Origin of the sequence: Marinobacter sp. HL-58, assembly GCF_001314605.1 — a bacterium.
In the GTDB taxonomy this organism is placed as follows: domain Bacteria; phylum Pseudomonadota; class Gammaproteobacteria; order Pseudomonadales; family Oleiphilaceae; genus Marinobacter.
The window spans coordinates 13,420-29,954 of record NZ_LIHP01000019.1; the positions used below are offsets into that span (position 1 = coordinate 13,420).

Consider the following 16,535-nt stretch of genomic DNA (forward strand, 5'->3'; position numbering starts at 1 on the left):
ACGCTGCGGGGTACCGAACCGCTATGGTTGACCACTGATTATGCTATTCCCGAGTCAGAGACCAACAGAGGACAGGAAATGACCACCGAAGCCTATATCTTCGACGCCGTTCGCACACCACGGGGGCGCGGCAAGAAAGACGGTTCCCTGCACAGCGTCAAGCCCATCACGCTCCTGACCATTGTGCTCAGGGCACTGCAGGAGAGAAACAGTCTTGACACTGCCCAGGTTGATGACATTGTTATGGGCTGTGTCACCGCTGTGGGTGATCAGGGCGCGGATATCGCCAAAACCGCCGCCCTGGCAGCGGACTGGGACGAAGTGGTCGCCGGCGTTACCCTGAACCGGTTTTGTGCCTCCGGGCTGGAAGCGGTGAACCTGGCGGCCATGAAAGTCCGCTCCGGCTGGGAAGATTTGGTGGTTGCCGGTGGTGTTGAGGCCATGTCCCGTGTCCCCATGGGCTCCGACGGTGGCGCCTGGGCCACCGACCCGGCCACCAACCTGCATACCGGCTTCATGCCCCAGGGTATCGGGGCGGACCTGATCGCCACCCTGGAAGGCTTCAGCCGCGAGGATGTGGACGGGTTTGCCGTGAAATCCCAGCAAAAAGCCGCCAACGCCTGGGAAAAGGGCTATTTCGCCAAGTCCATTATCCCTGTTACCGACCAGAATGGCGTCATGATCCTGGACCGGGACGAGCACGTACGGGGCAACACCACGGTGGAATCCCTGTCCGGCCTCAAGCCCTCGTTCCAGATGATGGGTGAAATGGGCTTCGATGGCGTGGCCCGGGAAAAATACCATTACGTGGAGAAGATCAATCACGTTCACCATGCCGGCAATTCCTCCGGCATTGTTGACGGTGCAACGGCCCTGCTGATTGGCAGCGAGGCCAAGGGCAAGGCCATGGGCCTGAAACCCCGGGCCCGTATCCTGGCCACCGCGGTCACCAGCACCGACCCCACCATCATGCTCACGGGGCCTGCCCCGGCAGCCCGCAAGGCACTGGCGAAAGCCGGCATGACCGCGGACCAGATCGACCTGTTCGAAGTGAACGAAGCCTTTGCCTCAGTGGTCATGCGCTTCCAGAGAGAACTGTCGGTTCCCGATGAAAAAGTGAATGTTAACGGCGGCGCCATTGCCATGGGGCACCCGCTGGGCGCCACCGGTGCCATGATCCTGGGCACCCTGCTCGACGAACTGGAGCGGAGAGAACTGCGCTACGGCCTGGCCACCCTGTGTGTGGGTGGCGGAATGGGCATTGCCACCATCATCGAGCGCGTCTGAGCCGACCACTGATTCTGAGAGGAGAACCGATTATGAGTGCCATTCACTACGACCTGGGTTCAGACCAGATCCTGACCCTGACCATCGACATGCCGGGCCAGTCTGCCAATACCATGAACGCGGACTTTCGCGCGGCCCTGACCGACACCGTCAGCAAGGTAAAAAATGATCTCGACAATATCCGTGGGATCATTGTCACCTCCGCCAAGAAAACCTTTTTCGCCGGCGGTGACCTGAAAGAGCTCCACAAGGTAACCCGGGAAGACGCAGAGATTTTTGAAGCCATGGTTAATGGCCTCAAATCCGAAATGCGGGCCCTGGAAACCAGCGGCAAACCCATTGTGGCGGCCATTAACGGCTCGGCATTGGGCGGCGGCCTGGAAATCTGCCTGGCCTGTCATCACCGCGTAGTGATGGACGACGACAAAATCCAGCTTGGCCTGCCGGAAGTGACCCTGGGCCTGCTGCCTGGCGGTGGTGGTACCCAACGGCTGCCCCGGATGATTGGCCTGGAGGCGGCCTTCCCATATCTGATGGAAGGCAGGAAAGTAAACCCGAAAGCAGCGTTGAAGGCCGGCATCGTGGATGAACTAGCATCGTCCAGGGATGACATGATGGCCAAAGCCAGGGCCTTTATCGAAGCCAATCCGAAAAGCCAGCAACCCTGGGACCAGAAAGGCTTCAGGTTCCCCGGGGGCGCCCCCCACCATCCGGCCATGGCACAGAAGCTTTCCATCGCCCCGGCCATGCTCAAACAGAAGACCAAAGGCTGCTACCCCGCGCCGGAACGCATCCTGTCTGCCGCCGTGGAAGGCGCCCAGGTGGATTTCGACAACGGCAGCCTTATTGAAACCCGCTATTTTGCCGAACTGGTCACCGGCCAGGTGGCCAAGAACATGACTGGCACCTTCTGGTTCCAGCTCAACGCCGTCAATGCAGGGGAAAGCCGTCCTGAAGGAGTGGCAAAGGAAACCTTCGGTAAAGTGGGTGTTCTTGGTGCCGGCATGATGGGCGCAGGCATCGCCTATTCGACAGCAACACGGGGCATTGAGGTGGTCCTGAAGGATGTGTCCAGCGAGAATGCCGAAAAAGGCAAGGCCTACTCGGAAAAACTGCTGGCGAAGAAGGTCAGCCGCGGGCGCATGACCGAGGAGCAGAAAACCGGGGTATTGAACCGCATCAAAGCCACCGGTTTCGCTGACGACCTTGATGGCTGTGACCTGGTGATCGAAGCGGTGTTCGAGGACAGCGACCTGAAAGCGAAGGTGACCCAAGAGGCAGAGGCCCGGCTGGCCGACAACGGCATCTTTGCCTCCAACACCTCCACCATCCCTATTACCCAACTGGCCGAGGCCTCGTCGAAGCCGGATAACTTTATCGGCCTGCACTTCTTCTCCCCGGTCGACAAGATGCAGCTGGTGGAAATCATCGTGGGGGAGAAAACCTCTGACGATACGTTGGCCCGAGCCTTCGACTACGTCCAGCAGATTGGCAAGATCCCCATTGTGGTGAACGACAGCCGCGGGTTCTTCACCTCCCGCGTGTTCGGCACCTTCGTCAATGAGGGCATTGCCATGCTGGGTGAAGGTATTCACCCGTCCAGCATCGAGAATGCCGGTGTCCTCAGTGGCATGCCCGTGGGGCCGCTGGCCATTTCCGACGAAGTCAGCCTGACCCTGATGCAACACATCCGTGATCAGAGCAAAAAAGATACGGAAGCGGCTGGCAAAACCTGGAACGCGCATCCGGCGGAAGCGGTCATCGACCAGATGGTGGGCAGCCACAACCGCAAGGGCAAGGCTGCGGGCGCCGGGTTCTACGAGTATCCGGAATCCGGCAGGAAATACCTGTGGCCGGAACTGGAGAACCTGTTTGTGGACCAGCAAAAAGCCCGTGCTACAGAGCTTCAGGATCTGAAAGACCGAATTCTGTTCATCCAGGCCATCGAGACCGTACGCTGTCTGGAAGAAGGCGTGTTGCGGACCGTTGAAGACGCCAACATTGGCAGCATCTTCGGTATCGGCTTTGCACCCTGGACCGGCGGCGCCATCCAGTTCATCAACCAGTATGGTGTGAGGGCTTTCGCAGAACGGGCAAAAGATCTCGCCGCCCGTTTCGGCGAGCGGTTCACTCCACCGGCCATGCTTCTGGAGAAAGCGGAAACCAACACAATCTTCAGCTGACCCCGCGTTGCCCTGCCGGAAACCCATCACACCGGCAGGGCCCCCTGGCATGACTGCGCAACTCAACGCTTACCAAACCTGCCCACTTCATGGACAGATTGTCACGAACCGATACTTCAACGCTATGGCAACCGGCCCTGCGCTTGCCTACAATAAAATCATGAGCCAATCCGGCGATATCCTAAAAGCGTATGGTCTTTTAACAGCGGTTGCTGCATCCACGCCCCTTCCGCTGGCCCTCGTATCGCCACCCACCGTCAGGTAACAAGCTTATGAGCATTGCGGAACGATTCATGAACCGTTGCAGCAAACCAGTGAAGGGAGGCAAGGCCGGCAAACAGGCAGCAATCCTCACACTGATGCTGGCGCTCACTCTGCCAGTATCCGCCAAGGTGGACACCGACAAGGTCTACGAGCCTGTATCACCAACCGTCGAACAGGCCCGGGCGAACATACTTATTGCCCGCCAGTTGCAGTTCACCCACTTCCGCGACATGAGTATTAACGACTCTGTGTCAGGCGACGTTTTTGATGCCTACCTGGACTACCTCGACGGCCAGCGCATCTATCTGACGGAAAAAGATATTGAAAACTTCAGTACCGTTCGCACGGGGCTCGGCTCGGCCCTGAAAACCGGCCAGTTGCAGCCAGGGTTCGACATCTACAACCTGGTGCAACAGCGCACGATACAGCGCCTGGAATTTGCCCTTGACCTGATCGATGAAGGTATCGACAAACTCGACTTCGAAGCGGATGAAAGCATCGATCTGGACCGCTCCGAAGCGGACTGGGAACCGGACGAAGAAGCTCTGGATGCCCTGTGGGTGAAGCGGATCAAGAACTCGGTGCTCTCCCAGCGCCTCAACGGTGCAGAAGACGAAGAAATTGAAGATGCCCTTCGCCGTCGTTACGAGGGCCAGTTGAAGCGCGCCTACCAGGCCCGAAGCGAAGATGCCTTCCAGGCCTATATGAATGCCTTCGCCGGTATGTGGGACCCGCACACTTCCTACTTCTCGCCACGGACCTCCGAGAACTTCAACATCAACATGAGCCTGTCGCTGGAAGGCATTGGTGCCGTGTTGCAGGCCGACAACGAATACACCAAGGTTGTGCGCCTGGTTCCCGGTGGCCCGGCATCCAAGCAGGGCCAGCTCGAACCTGCCGATCGCATTGTGTCGGTCAAACAGGAAGATGAAGACAAGCCTGTTAATGTTATCGGCTGGCGCCTCGACGAAGTGGTGGACCTTATCCGCGGGCCGCGGGAATCCACCGTTACCCTGGAGGTCATTCCGGCAGATGCCACCGACGAAACCGTGACGGAAACCATCGACATCAAACGCGACAAGGTAAAGCTGGAAGAGCAGAGCGCCAGCAAGGAAGTGATCGAGTTTGAGCGTGGCAGCGAGACTTTCCAGATCGGCGTAATCCATATCCCCACTTTCTACGCCGATTTCAAGGCAATGCAGGACGGTGATCCCGACTACAAGAGCACCACCCGTGACGTACGCAAACTGATTGATGAACTCAAGGACGAAGGCGTTGACGGTGTCGTGATGGACCTTCGCAACAACGGCGGCGGCGCTCTTCACGAAGCCAACGATCTTGTCGGCCTGTTCATCGAAAAGGGCCCCACGGTGCAGATCCGTAACTCCAACAATGACGTGCAGGTGCTGAACGACGAAGACCCGTCGGTTGCCTACGATGGCCCGCTGGTGGTCCTGGTCAATCGTATGAGCGCCTCGGCATCGGAGATCTTTGCCGGCGCCATCCAGGATTACGGCCGCGGCCTGGTTGTGGGCTCCCAGACCTTTGGCAAAGGTACCGTTCAGGCGGTACGCCCGCTGAACCACGGCCAGCTGAAAATCACCCAGAGCAAGTTCTACCGGGTATCCGGTGGGTCCACACAGCACAAGGGCGTGATTCCCGATATCGAAATCCCGTCCCGTGTCGACAAGACCCGCATCGGCGAGGACGCACTGGATCACGCCCTGCCCTGGGACCAGATCGAAGCCGTCCCTCATGCCCGCTACTTTGACTTCAGTGGTGTCATCGACGAGCTGCGTGAACGTCACGACAAACGGTTTGATGACCACCCGGAATTCCGGCTGCTGCAGAAGGAAATCGAATTTCTCGAGCAGCAACGAGAGCAAACCTCTGTAAGCCTGAACCTGGAAGACCGCAAGGAACACCAGTCACAGATCGAGCGCACGCGACTGAGCATTGCCAATGCCCGCCGTGAGATTCATGGTGACGAGCCCTTCGAAAGCCTGGACGAGCTGGATGAATGGCAGGACCAGCAGGCTGCGGACCTGGACAGCCCCGACAAAGAGATGGACTTCATTATCCACGAAGGTGGAAACATCATGGCCGACATGCTGGAATTGGATCAGCGCATGGCGTCCATCCTGAACCTGAAACAGATCACCGCTCAGGCCCAGGCGCGCTGAGCGGCCCACACTCCTCGGTGAACAGGCGTTAGCCATGGCTGACAAGGAAGAAGACCGGAAAAGGGCGCGCCTGCTTGAAGGCATGTTGATGGATGCCATGCATGCCATGAGGTCCATGGAGGAGGTCAAGCAGGTTCAGGGCCCGGAAACCCCCGGGGAAAGCAGGGAACCGGAATCCCTGATTGATCGCATTGCCGGTTTTACCGGCTCGGCCCTTCGCTTCGCCGCCAAATCGACAGATACCTCCCTGAAGGTTGGCCGTGCACTGATCAACTCCCAGGACCAGCTGCGGATGATGCTGGTGGCAGGCAATTCCCTGAAAGACATCCGCGAGGTGGCCGGGCTGACCCTGTCGGAAATGAGCGAAGCTCTGAATCTGAAGGACAAATCGGTTCTGGAAGCCATTGAAAACGGCACCACTACCCTGTCATTCGAACTGATACTGCGCCTGGCGGCATTGATAGCCCGCAACGACCCGATTCCGTTCATTCTTCGTACCACCCGCAATTACAACCCGGAAGTCTGGCGCATCCTCAACGACTGGGGTGTGGGCCGCCTGCCACTGCAGTTTGAACGGGAACGGCAGTTTATCAATATCTTCCGCAGCCACGACGACGCCCGTACCCTCTCCGACGAGGGCTTCCAGAAGGTTCTGGAGTTCACCCGTCAGAGTTTCGAGATGTCGCTGCACTTTATCGAAGAGCAGGAGCGGGAAATCGCGGAGTTGCGGGCGAAGAAGGACGAATCAGCGGAATAAGGCTCTCATTCCGGTAAGGTTCGGCGTGCTGACAACACCCTTCTCGGTTACGATCACATCAATCAGGCTCGCAGGCGTGACATCGAATACCGGGTTGAAGACCCGGACCCCGGCCGGTGCAATCGGCACTCCCCTGACCTGCCTCAGCTCCGAGCCTTCACGCTCCTCAATGGGAATATCCTTGCCGGATTCCAGCGACATATCCACAGTGCTGGACGGCGCCACCACCATGAACCCGACCTTGTGGTGGCGGGCCAGTACAGCCAGGCTGTAGGTGCCGATCTTGTTGGCAACGTCTCCGCTGGCCGTAATCCGGTCTGCCCCGACGATCACCCAGCGCACTTTACCCGCAGCCATAATCGCGGCGGCTGCGCCATCGGCATTCAGGGTAACCGGAATGCCGTCCCGCGCCAGTTCCCAGGCCGTCAGCCTGCTGCCCTGCAACCAGGGGCGCGTTTCGTCTGCAAACACATTCCTGAGCAACCCGGCCTCATGAAGCCGGCGAATCACCCCCAGCGCAGTGCCGTATCCCCCGGTGGCCAGGGCACCGGTATTACAATGGGTGAGCACCGAGAATGGTTTCTCCGCCGCCATACGATCCAGGGCATTGTCTGCCATGGCCAGGTTGGCCGCCAGATCGTCCTCGTGAATGCGAACGGCGGTTCTGGCAAGCCTATTGACGGCATCATCCAGGGAATGACACCCGGCGAATTCCCGCTCCATCTCCTGCAGAGCCCAGAACAGATTCACTGCCGTCGGCCGTGAGGCAGCCAGCTCGCGTATCGCCTGTTTTATCTCGGTTTTCCAGTCTCCACCGCCGGCATGACGGGCAGCCAGGGCCACCCCGTAGGCGGCGCTGATACCAATGGCCGGGGCACCCCGAACCACCATGTCCCGGATACACTGGGCGACACCGGAGGCACCCTCCACGGTAATCCAGTGTTCCTGGTCCGGCAGTAGACGCTGATCCAGCAGTTCCAGACTGGCCCCGTGCCAGCGCATCGCCACCGTGCCGATGGCACGCTCACCGGATGAAACAGGGGATTTGCTCATTCAGTCACTCCTGAGAGGTTACAAAGAAGCAGTATAACCGTGATAGCGCTTCAAACTCAGCCCCCAGGGTAGTTCTCGGCCCGGGTGGTCGCTATACTTTCGGGCTACATTCTTCACCCGCCCGGACGGTTCCCGGGCGCCAGTACCAGGGCAGGGTAAATGACGGCAGACACCATTACCGCAGCAGATATTCGCATCAACGCACGCTGGGTGATTCCCATTGAACCCGCCAACACGGTACTGGATCACCAGGCCATCATTGTCCAGGGCGAGCGGATTGCGGCGGTGGTTTGTCAGGAGGAAGCCGACGCCCGCTTCCGCGCCAGGGAAACCATCAACCTGCCGGATCATGTGGTACTTCCCGGCCTGATCAATATGCATGGTCATGCTGCCATGTCGCTGTTCCGGGGCCTGGCGGACGACCTGCCGCTGATGAGCTGGCTGAACGACCATATCTGGCCCGCCGAAGGGGCTTTTGTCAGCGAATCCTTCATTGCCGACGGCACCCAACTGGCCATGGCGGAGATGCTTCGTACCGGCACCACCACGTTTTCCGACATGTACTTCTTTCCGGAGATCGTTGCCCAGCTGGCCAGGGATGCCGGCATGCGGGCCCAGGTGTGCTTCCCGCTGCTGGACTTCCCCACGCCCTGGGGCTCCGGGCCGGATGAATACCTTTCCAAGGGCGAAGCATTTATTCACCAGTGGCAGGACGATCCCTTTATCATGCCAGCCATAGGCCCCCACGCTCCCTATACGGTATCCGACGAGCCACTGACCAGAGCGGTGGCGCTGTCCCGGGCAACAGGTGCCCCTATCCAGATCCACCTGCACGAAACTGCCTTTGAAGTAGCGGATGCGCTGGAGAAAACCGGCAAACGGCCGACCCAGCGAATGGCTGAACTGGATGTGCTCGGGCCGGAAACCCAGTGTGTCCACATGACCCAGATCGACGACTCGGACATACAGCTGCTGCAGCAAACCGGCGCCCGGGTCATTCACTGCCCCGAATCCAACCTCAAGCTGGCCAGCGGGCTGAGCCCGGTACAGGCATTCCGTGATGCCGGAATCACTGTTGCCATTGGCACCGACGGAGCCGCCAGCAATAATGATCTGGACCTGTTCGGCGAACTCAGCACCGCTGCCATGCTGGCCAAGGCCGTGGCGGACGACGCCACTGCCCTGTCGGCCCATGATGCGCTGGCCATGGCCACAATCCAGGGCGCAAAGGCCCTGGGGAGGGCGCACGAGCTGGGCTCGCTGGAAGCCGGCAAGCTGGCCGATATCATTGCCGTCGACCTGGGCGACCCGTTCCTGCAGCCGGTTTACGACCCGGCCTCGCACCTTGTTTACAGTAACCATGGGCGCCAGGTAAGCCATAGCTGGATCAATGGCGTACCTCAGGTACAGGAAGGCACGCTGACCCGTATTGATGTACCGGACCTGATGTTAAGGGTCCGGAGCTGGGCCGACCGTATTCGCGAACAGCAAACCAGCTGACGCCCTTTTTTCCGTTATCAGGCAGAGCCACCTATGAGTAACCAGAACGTAGATCACAATGAAATCGCAAAATTCGAGGCCCTGGCCAGCCGCTGGTGGGACCCAACCAGCGAGTTCCGCCCCCTGCACGATATCAACCCCCTGCGTCTCAACTACATCGATGAGCGCGCCCCCCTGGCGGGAAAACGGGTACTGGATGTCGGCTGTGGCGGTGGCCTGCTGTCCGAGGGAATGGCGCAGCGGGGTGCCCATGTAACCGGTATCGACATGGGCGAGGCACCACTGGCGGTGGCCAGGCTTCATGGCATGGAAAGCGGCATATCCGTGGACTACCGTCAGACCACCATAGAAGAGCTGGCAAACGACCCTGAACACGCCGGCCAGTACGATGTGGTCACCTGCCTCGAGATGCTCGAGCACGTGCCCGACCCGGCCTCTGTGGTCAGGGCCTGCGCCACCATGCTCAAGCCCGGCGGGCATCTGTTTGTGTCCACCATCAACCGCAACCCGAAATCGTTCCTGTTTGCCATCGTGGGGGCCGAGTATGTGCTCAGGTTGCTGCCCAAAGGCACACACGAGTGGCGCAAATTCATCCGCCCCTCGGAAATGTCCGACCACCTGCGCCACGCCGGGCTTGAAGTCCGGGAATTGACTGGCATGACCTACAACCCGATCACCAAGGTGTATCGCCTGGGGCGGGATGTGGACGTCAACTATATGATGCACGCCATGGATACCCGTGGGGATACTGATCCGTCGTGACCGCCTCCTCCTCAATGCCATCAACCGTTCTGTTCGACCTGGACGGCACTCTGATTGATACCGCGCCGGATTTTATCCGGTGCCTGAACGAGCTCCGGCAGGCGCACGGCTTGCCGCCGTTGCTGGCACCCCATATCCGCCGCTCGGTGTCCAATGGCGCCAGGGCGATGATCCGGGTCGGTTTTGGTCTTGAACCGGAACACCCGGACTACCTGGCAAAGCACACCGCGTTTCTCGACCTTTACGAGGCCGGTGTAGCCGTGGAAACCACCCTGTTCGAGGGGGTGGAGGGCATCCTGAACGACCTGGAGGCGCGGGGAATTCCCTGGGGCATCGTCACCAACAAACCGGTTCGCTTTGCCGCACCGCTGATACAGGCCCTGGGGCTGGAGGAGCGCTGCGCTACCCTGATCTGCCCCGATCATGTCACCCACCGCAAGCCCCACCCGGAAGCGCTGCTGCTGGCCTGCCGGGAAGTGGGGGCCAATCCGGCCGCCGGCGTCTACGTGGGTGACCATGAACGGGACATCGAAGCGGGTCGCAATGCGGGCATGAAAACCATCGCGGTTCGTTACGGTTATATCGAACAGCCAGAATGTGTTGACCTGTGGCAAGCTGACATAGTCGCCGATACCGTCAGCGACCTGGCAAAACTGTTACAATAGCGCCCCGGACAGGATGCGCTCGTACACCTGAAACAGTACTTTCTATTATTTTCCAGTAAGTTCCCAACGGAGATACAGAATGCAGGACTATCAAGCACCGGCCGACTTGCTGAAAGACCGCATCATCATGGTGACCGGTGCCGGAAGCGGCATCGGACGTGCGGCGGCAAAAGCCTATGCAGCCCATGGCGCCACTGTCATCCTGGTAGGCCGTACCGTTGCCAAACTGGAATCCGTGTATGACGAGATTGAAGCCGCCGGCTACCCGAAACCGGCCATCGTACCCCTGAACTTCGAAGGTGCGGCAGTCAAGGATTATGAAGAACTGGCGATGACCATCGAGGACAACTTTGACCATCTTGACGGCCTGCTGCATAACGCCGCCATCCTTGGCACCCGCAGCCCGATAGAGCTTTACGATCCGGAAATCTGGAACAAGGTGATGCATGTCAATGCCACCGCCCCTTTCCTGCTGAGCCGGGCAATGATCCCGTTGCTCCGCAAGTCTGACGATGCCTCTGTGATTTTCACCTCCTCAGGTGTCGGCCGCCGCGCCAAACCCTACTGGGGTGCTTATGCGGTGTCCAAGTTTGCCATTGAAGGGCTGAGCCAGATGATGTCGGAAGAGCTGGACGACGACCGGCACAATATTCGGGTGAACAGTCTCAATCCGGGCGCCACCCGTACCAATATGAGAGCAACGGCGTATCCGGCCGAAAATCCGCAGCAGAATCCGGCGCCGGAAGACCTCATGCCGGTGTATCTGTACCTGATGGGGCGGGACAGCCGGGACGTCAACGGCCAACAGATAGACGCGCAACCGAAATAAATGGAACTGATTTTTTACACCACGTCCCAGTGCCAGCTTTGCGAGCTGGCGGAAGCGCTGCTGGTGAATACTCCCATGCCGGCGCCCATCCCCGTGGATGCTGTGGACATTGCCCAGTCCGAGCAACTGGTGGAACGCTACGGCACACGGATTCCGGTACTTCGCCGTAACGACACCGGTGAGGAACTGGACTGGCCGTTTACCAGGGACCAGTTACTGAACTTTCTCCGATGAGGATTGCCCGACATGTTGATGGTTATTTCCCCTGCAAAAACGCTGGACTACGAAAGCCCGCTGGCCACCACCAAAGCCACCCAGCCGGACTTTCTGGACGATTCCTGCGAACTGGTTGACCAGCTCAAGGAACTGGAACCCCATGACATCAGCAATTTGATGGGGGTCAGTGAAAAGCTGGGCCAGCTGAACGCCGAGCGCTTCCGCACCTGGCATACGCCGTTTACACCGGACAATGCGCGGCAGGCCGTGCTGGCATTCAAAGGGGATGTCTACACCGGGCTGGACGCCGGGAGCTTCAGCGACAAGGAATTCGACATTGCCCAGAAGCGCCTGCGGATACTTTCCGGCCTCTATGGTGTACTCAAACCCCTGGACCTGATGCAGCCCTACCGCCTGGAAATGGGCACGAAATTCGAGAACCGCCGGGGCAAGGACCTGTATGCCTTCTGGTGCAGCAAGATCACCGATGAACTCAACCGCCTGCTCAAGGCTGACGACGGCGTTCTGGTCAACCTTGCCTCCAATGAGTACTTCAAGGCCGTGCGCAAGAAAGAACTGGACGCACGCCTGATCACCCCGCAGTTCAAGGACTGGAAAAACGGCCAGTACAAGATGATCAGCTTCTACGCCAAGAAGGCCCGGGGCCTGATGTGCCGCTACGCCATCCAGAACAACATCACCCAGGCTGATGATCTCAAGGGCTTTGACCTTGAGGGTTACCGTTTCAGCGAGGAGCAGTCCAGCGCAGATAACTGGGTATTCCTGCGGGACGAGCAGTAAACAGTCTGGAGTCAGCAATGAACGAAGCAGTATTTTCAGAGCTTGCCATGCTGGTATTGCTCACGGGCCTTATTGTGTGGATGGGTTTTATAGTCTGGGATCTGGCGAAGAAATCCCAGGCAGGACGATTCGGCACCATCGCGCTTTTCACCATCCTGGGTGCCGGTGTGGTGGGATTTATCGTGAAAACAGTGCTGGTTGAAATCATGCAGATCTAGCATTGCGCAGCAGTCACTTTACGGCCACTGACCGGTGGCCGTATCATCGCCTCCCTCTTTACTATCGACATCAGCCAATAACCAACAAGGACCCGGACCATGTGGTTTCGTAATGCCCGCGTATTCCGTTTTACCAAGCCATTTGAGATAACCGCCGAAGCCCTGGAGGAAAAGCTTCAGGCCGATGCCTTCAAACCCTGCGGCCCCCAGGAAACCTCACGCCAGGGCTGGGTTTCCCCCATGGGCAAACACAGCAACCTGCTGGTTCACAGTGCCGGTGGTTACCACCTGATTGCCCTGCGCAAGGAAGAAAAGCTGTTGCCCGCGTCCGTGATCAAGGAACTGGTGGACGAGAAAGCGGAGATGATCGAAGCCGAGCAACACCGCAAGGTACGACGCAAGGAAAAGGACGAACTCAAGGAAGAAGTGATGCTGGAAATGCTGCCCCGGGCATTTTCCAAGAACCGCCGCTGCTACGCCTACCTGGCCCCTGCTGATGGCGTGCTGGTGGTGGATGCCGGCTCCGCAAAACAGGCGGAAGACCTGGCCTCTACCCTGCGCAAGAGCCTGGGTTCGCTACCGGTTCGCCCTCCAGCCGTGGAACAGGCGCCTGCCTTTACCTTTACCGGCTGGCTCAATGAGTCCATTGACCTGCCCGCAAGCATCGAACTGGGCTCCGAATGCGAGCTCAAAGACCCCTCCGAGGATGGCGGCGTGGTGCGCTGCAAGGGGCTGGACCTTCAGGGTGACGAAATCCGCAGCCACCTGGATGCCGGCATGCAGGTCACCAAACTGTCCGTCACCTGGGACGACAATCTTTCATTCGTACTGGATGAGGAACTGGGTATCCGTCGGTTGAAGTTCGGCGACACGCTGCAGGAAAAACTGGACGATGTGGATGCAGACGACGCCGCTGCCCGCTTCGACGCTGCCTTTTCTCTGATGACGCTGGAGCTGGCCAGGCTGATCCCCGGCCTGCTGGAAGCACTCGGCGGAGAAGACCGCTCGGCGATCGTCGAAGAAAGCTGAGGGCGCGCCGGCAGCACAAAACTGCCGGCTGTCCGGAATTCAGTGGGACGTCTGCTCCAGGCGTTCCCGCTGCCAGTCTTTCTCCGGCTCATTCAGCACCAGGGTAAGGTCCATCACTTCCTCCTCCGGGTTGTAATGGATCTCGAAGCCCAGGTGCTCCGCCAGCCGCAACATCGGGCGGTTATCCGGCAGCACATTACCCACCATTTCCACCGTGCCTTTGGCGCGGCAGTAATCGATCATCTTCTGCATCAGGGCCACGCCCAGCCCTTCGCCTTTCATTTTATCGTGCACCATCACCGCGAATTCCGCCCGCAGGTTGTCCGCGTCGGTCCAGGTACGGACAGTGCCCAGGGTTTCCTCACCCTCGCCGTCTTCCTTTGGTGCGTTGGCGATGAAGACCATTTCCCGGTCATAGTCGATCTGTACCATCTGGGCCACGTCTTCCCGTGAGAAGTGCTTGCGGTACTGGAAGAAGCGGTAGCGAATGGATTCCGGCGACTGGAGCTCGTGAAATGCCCGGTGCGCCGGCTCGTCTTCTGCCAGAACCGGGCGGATGATCACCCGCCGGCCAGACCTGGGCAGCACTATCCACTCCTCCAGTTCCCTGGGATAGGGCTGGATGATTGGCCGACCCGGCTTGTCTGCCAGGTCAATGGCCACATTCACCGCGACGGCGCCCTGCTCATTGAACAGCAGCGGTGAAATCTCCAGACCGCGAATCTCCGGAATATCAATCACAATCTGGGACAGGGTTACCAGGGTTTCAGACACCGCGCGAATGTCTTCCTCCGGTTTCAGGCTGTGCTCTTTCAGCAGCTTGTACATGTAGGTGCGCCGCAGTAGCTCCCGCGCCAGCACCATGTTCAGTGGCGGCAGGGCTATCTGGCGGTCGGTCATCACGTTGATCTGGGCACCGGCGGCACCGCACACCACCAGTGGGCCGAACAGTTTGTCGCGGGTAATGCCGACACTGAATTCAATGCCACCCACGTGCTGGTAGGAACGCTGAACGGCAAACCCCAGGAAGCCACTGTCCGGATAGTGTTTCTTGTACTCCTCCATCAGGAAACGGCAGGAGTCCATAATGGCCCCTTCGCTGTTCAGCTTCTGCACCGTGCCCTTGTATCGGCGTTGGCCGGGGCTCAGTTCAATCAGGGGATGGCAGGACTTTTCATGAATCAGCGTAATATCCACCGGCCGCCGCTCCACGGCGAAGGCTTCGAGTACCTCTTCCATGTCATCGCAATAAATGGTGTCCACGGTATTGATTCCGTAGTCACGGATCAGGTCCCGGGCTTCCCGGTTGGAAAGATGGCTGCGCCCTGCGCGCAGGGCATTGACCACCACCCGACGGGTCTGCGTATGGTCGTCAAAGTGGTCGGTAAACGATTCCGGCGTCTCTGTCAGCAGCCGCTGCACCCGCTGGTGGCGTACATGCTGCATGAACGCGGTGACAGCCTTTTCGGGATTGAAGAACGACGGTAACCCGGCCCGGTAGAACTCATCCCGGGCATCCAGCACCGTACTCTGGCCCAGCCAGCAGGTAAATACATTGAGCCGTGTACCCTTGGACGCCTGCACCACCGCATCGGCAATCTGAAGACTGTCCTGGGTCAGGCTGGGCGCGTACATTACCAGCACGTTGGCAACTTCCGGATCCTTCGCCAGCACCTTGATGGCCCGGGCATACAGCTCTGGTGAAGCGTCATAGCCCAGGTCGATAGGATTCTTGCGAGTCCAGTAAGGCGGCAGGGACTCCGCCAGCGCAGCAATGGACTTCCCGGACAGCTCCGCCAGTTCTCCGCCAAGATGGGCCAGCCGGTCCACCGCCAGCACACCCGGGCCTACACCATTGGCCATGATTGCAAGGGTTTCCCGCCGCAAGGGCCGCATCCTTGTCAGGGTTTCAAGGGCATCAAACATCTGCCCCAGTCCATCCACACGCAGCACACCGGCGCGCTGTAACATGGCATCGTATATGGGGTCACTGCGGGTGAGCCCCGCGGGCAGTTCATGGGGAAACCATTCCGATTCCGGCACCCGGCCGCTTTTTACGGCGATCACCGGTTTGGTACGCGAAGCCACACGGACGGCCGACATGAAACGGCGCGGATTGGGAATGTTCTCTATGTGCAGAAGGATAGCGCGGGTCTGGCTGTCCTGGGCGAGGTAATCGATCAGGTCGTCATGGTCGATGTCCATGCCATCGCCGAGAGTGAGAAAGTAGGAAAACCCGACGCCCCGGGCAAAGGCCCAGTCAATCACCGAACTGGCAATGGTGCCGGACTGGCCGACGAACGCCACCTTGCCGGGAATGGCACCCATGTGGGCGTAGGTTGCGTTAAGGCTGCGGGCCGGAACCATCAGCCCGATGGTATTTGGGCCCAGCACCCGGATACCGGTTTCCCGGGCCGCATCCCGGACCGAGTACATCAACGGCTGGCCCGTCTTGCTGTGGCTCCGGGACATGCCACCGGTCATCACGATGGCCGTACGGACGCCTTCCTCCCCCAGCCTCCGGACCATTTTCGGCACGGTATCCGGGGGCGTACAGATAATCGCCAGGTCAGGGCTGAAGCCCATCCGGGAAACCTTCTTTACGCAAGGCACACCATGGACATTCTCGTAATCATTCTGGTTAACCACCAGTAACTGCCCGGGATAGCCACCACCGAGCAGGTTCCGCAACACCATACCGCCCAGGTTATCCGCCCGCTCCGAGGCGCCGACAACCACGATGGAAGAGGGATTAAAAAGGCTTTCCAGGTATCGGGTGCTCAAACTT

Annotated in this window: 14 protein-coding genes; 12 read left to right on the forward strand and 2 right to left on the reverse strand. The window is 59.3% G+C overall.

The features are described 5' to 3' along the window. Positions 1–78: 78 nt before the first annotated feature. The 4 genes from HLUCCO03_RS17330 to HLUCCO03_RS17345 all read left to right on the forward strand — a co-directional run bounded on the left by HLUCCO03_RS17330 (position 79) and on the right by HLUCCO03_RS17345 (position 6,674). Positions 79–1,287, forward strand: a complete 1,209-nt coding sequence (locus HLUCCO03_RS17330; RefSeq protein ID WP_027831609.1) for an acetyl-CoA C-acetyltransferase — start codon at positions 79–81, stop codon at positions 1,285–1,287. A 32-nt stretch (positions 1,288–1,319) separates the two neighbouring features. Beyond that, entirely contained in the window at positions 1,320–3,470 is a 2,151-nt protein-coding gene (locus HLUCCO03_RS17335; protein ID WP_027831608.1) for a 3-hydroxyacyl-CoA dehydrogenase NAD-binding domain-containing protein, read from the forward strand. Positions 3,471–3,742: 272 nt separating this feature from the next. Further along, positions 3,743–5,917: a carboxy terminal-processing peptidase gene (locus HLUCCO03_RS17340; protein ID WP_027831607.1), complete on the forward strand. Its 2,175-nt coding sequence runs from the start codon at positions 3,743–3,745 to the stop codon at positions 5,915–5,917. Between the two features lie 34 nt (positions 5,918–5,951). Next, positions 5,952–6,674 carry a helix-turn-helix transcriptional regulator gene (locus HLUCCO03_RS17345; protein ID WP_027831606.1) on the forward strand — a complete coding sequence of 241 codons (723 nt, stop codon included), beginning with the start codon at positions 5,952–5,954 and terminating at the stop codon, positions 6,672–6,674. On the opposite strand, the gene mtnA is transcribed toward HLUCCO03_RS17345, so the two are convergent. Next, entirely contained in the window at positions 6,663–7,727 is a 1,065-nt protein-coding gene (mtnA, locus tag HLUCCO03_RS17350; RefSeq protein WP_051603824.1) for an S-methyl-5-thioribose-1-phosphate isomerase, read from the reverse strand. The genes HLUCCO03_RS17345 and mtnA overlap by 12 nt on opposite strands. A gap of 159 nt (positions 7,728–7,886) precedes the next feature. On the opposite strand from mtnA, the gene HLUCCO03_RS17355 reads away from it, so the two are divergent. The 8 genes from HLUCCO03_RS17355 (at position 7,887) to rdgC (ending at position 13,747) form a co-directional block, all read left to right on the forward strand. After that, positions 7,887–9,227: a TRZ/ATZ family hydrolase gene (locus HLUCCO03_RS17355; RefSeq protein ID WP_027831604.1), complete on the forward strand. Its 1,341-nt coding sequence runs from the start codon at positions 7,887–7,889 to the stop codon at positions 9,225–9,227. Positions 9,228–9,260: 33 nt separating this feature from the next. Beyond that, a complete protein-coding gene (gene ubiG / locus HLUCCO03_RS17360; protein ID WP_027831603.1) occupies positions 9,261–9,989 on the forward strand; it encodes a bifunctional 2-polyprenyl-6-hydroxyphenol methylase/3-demethylubiquinol 3-O-methyltransferase UbiG in 729 nt (242 codons plus the stop codon). 14 nt (positions 9,990–10,003) lie between these two features. Beyond that, positions 10,004–10,654 (forward strand): HAD-IA family hydrolase, encoded by a 651-nt coding sequence (locus HLUCCO03_RS17365; RefSeq protein WP_027831602.1) that lies wholly within the window; start codon positions 10,004–10,006, stop codon positions 10,652–10,654. Between the two features lie 79 nt (positions 10,655–10,733). Then, positions 10,734–11,483, forward strand: coding sequence for a YciK family oxidoreductase (locus HLUCCO03_RS17370; protein WP_027831601.1), 750 nt, complete (start codon positions 10,734–10,736; stop codon positions 11,481–11,483). Beyond that, positions 11,484–11,717 carry a glutaredoxin family protein gene (locus HLUCCO03_RS17375; protein WP_027831600.1) on the forward strand — a complete coding sequence of 78 codons (234 nt, stop codon included), beginning with the start codon at positions 11,484–11,486 and terminating at the stop codon, positions 11,715–11,717. Between the two features lie 12 nt (positions 11,718–11,729). Further along, positions 11,730–12,500 carry a peroxide stress protein YaaA gene (yaaA, locus tag HLUCCO03_RS17380; RefSeq protein WP_027831599.1) on the forward strand — a complete coding sequence of 257 codons (771 nt, stop codon included), beginning with the start codon at positions 11,730–11,732 and terminating at the stop codon, positions 12,498–12,500. Between the two features lie 17 nt (positions 12,501–12,517). Next, complete coding sequence (locus tag HLUCCO03_RS17385) at positions 12,518–12,718, forward strand: DUF2788 domain-containing protein (protein WP_027831598.1); 201 nt, start codon at positions 12,518–12,520, stop codon at positions 12,716–12,718. Positions 12,719–12,817: 99 nt separating this feature from the next. Then, complete coding sequence (gene rdgC / locus HLUCCO03_RS17390; RefSeq protein WP_027831597.1) at positions 12,818–13,747, forward strand: recombination-associated protein RdgC; 930 nt, start codon at positions 12,818–12,820, stop codon at positions 13,745–13,747. A 39-nt stretch (positions 13,748–13,786) separates the two neighbouring features. Here rdgC and HLUCCO03_RS17395 read toward each other — a convergent pair whose 3' ends face one another. Beyond that, the gene (locus HLUCCO03_RS17395) at positions 13,787–16,531 is read right to left on the reverse strand and encodes a GNAT family N-acetyltransferase (RefSeq protein WP_027831596.1); all 2,745 of its coding nucleotides are present in this window, start codon (positions 16,529–16,531) and stop codon (positions 13,787–13,789) included. Positions 16,532–16,535: the final 4 nt, after the last annotated feature.

Excerpts from the sequence above, each read along its gene's own strand:
- HLUCCO03_RS17330 (WP_027831609.1), top strand. The coding sequence starts at position 79 with ATGACCACCGAAGCCTATATCTTCGACGCCGTTCGCACACCACGGGGG.
- HLUCCO03_RS17335 (WP_027831608.1), top strand. The coding sequence starts at position 1,320 with ATGAGTGCCATTCACTACGACCTGGGTTCAGACCAGATCCTGACCCTG.
- HLUCCO03_RS17340 (WP_027831607.1), top strand. The coding sequence starts at position 3,743 with ATGAGCATTGCGGAACGATTCATGAACCGTTGCAGCAAACCAGTGAAG.
- HLUCCO03_RS17345 (WP_027831606.1), top strand. The coding sequence starts at position 5,952 with ATGGCTGACAAGGAAGAAGACCGGAAAAGGGCGCGCCTGCTTGAAGGC.
- mtnA (WP_051603824.1), bottom strand. The coding sequence starts at position 7,727 with ATGAGCAAATCCCCTGTTTCATCCGGTGAGCGTGCCATCGGCACGGTG.
- HLUCCO03_RS17355 (WP_027831604.1), top strand. The coding sequence starts at position 7,887 with ATGACGGCAGACACCATTACCGCAGCAGATATTCGCATCAACGCACGC.
- ubiG (WP_027831603.1), top strand. The coding sequence starts at position 9,261 with ATGAGTAACCAGAACGTAGATCACAATGAAATCGCAAAATTCGAGGCC.
- HLUCCO03_RS17365 (WP_027831602.1), top strand. The coding sequence starts at position 10,004 with ATGCCATCAACCGTTCTGTTCGACCTGGACGGCACTCTGATTGATACC.
- HLUCCO03_RS17370 (WP_027831601.1), top strand. The coding sequence starts at position 10,734 with ATGCAGGACTATCAAGCACCGGCCGACTTGCTGAAAGACCGCATCATC.
- HLUCCO03_RS17375 (WP_027831600.1), top strand. The coding sequence starts at position 11,484 with ATGGAACTGATTTTTTACACCACGTCCCAGTGCCAGCTTTGCGAGCTG.
- yaaA (WP_027831599.1), top strand. The coding sequence starts at position 11,730 with ATGTTGATGGTTATTTCCCCTGCAAAAACGCTGGACTACGAAAGCCCG.
- HLUCCO03_RS17385 (WP_027831598.1), top strand. The coding sequence starts at position 12,518 with ATGAACGAAGCAGTATTTTCAGAGCTTGCCATGCTGGTATTGCTCACG.
- rdgC (WP_027831597.1), top strand. The coding sequence starts at position 12,818 with ATGTGGTTTCGTAATGCCCGCGTATTCCGTTTTACCAAGCCATTTGAG.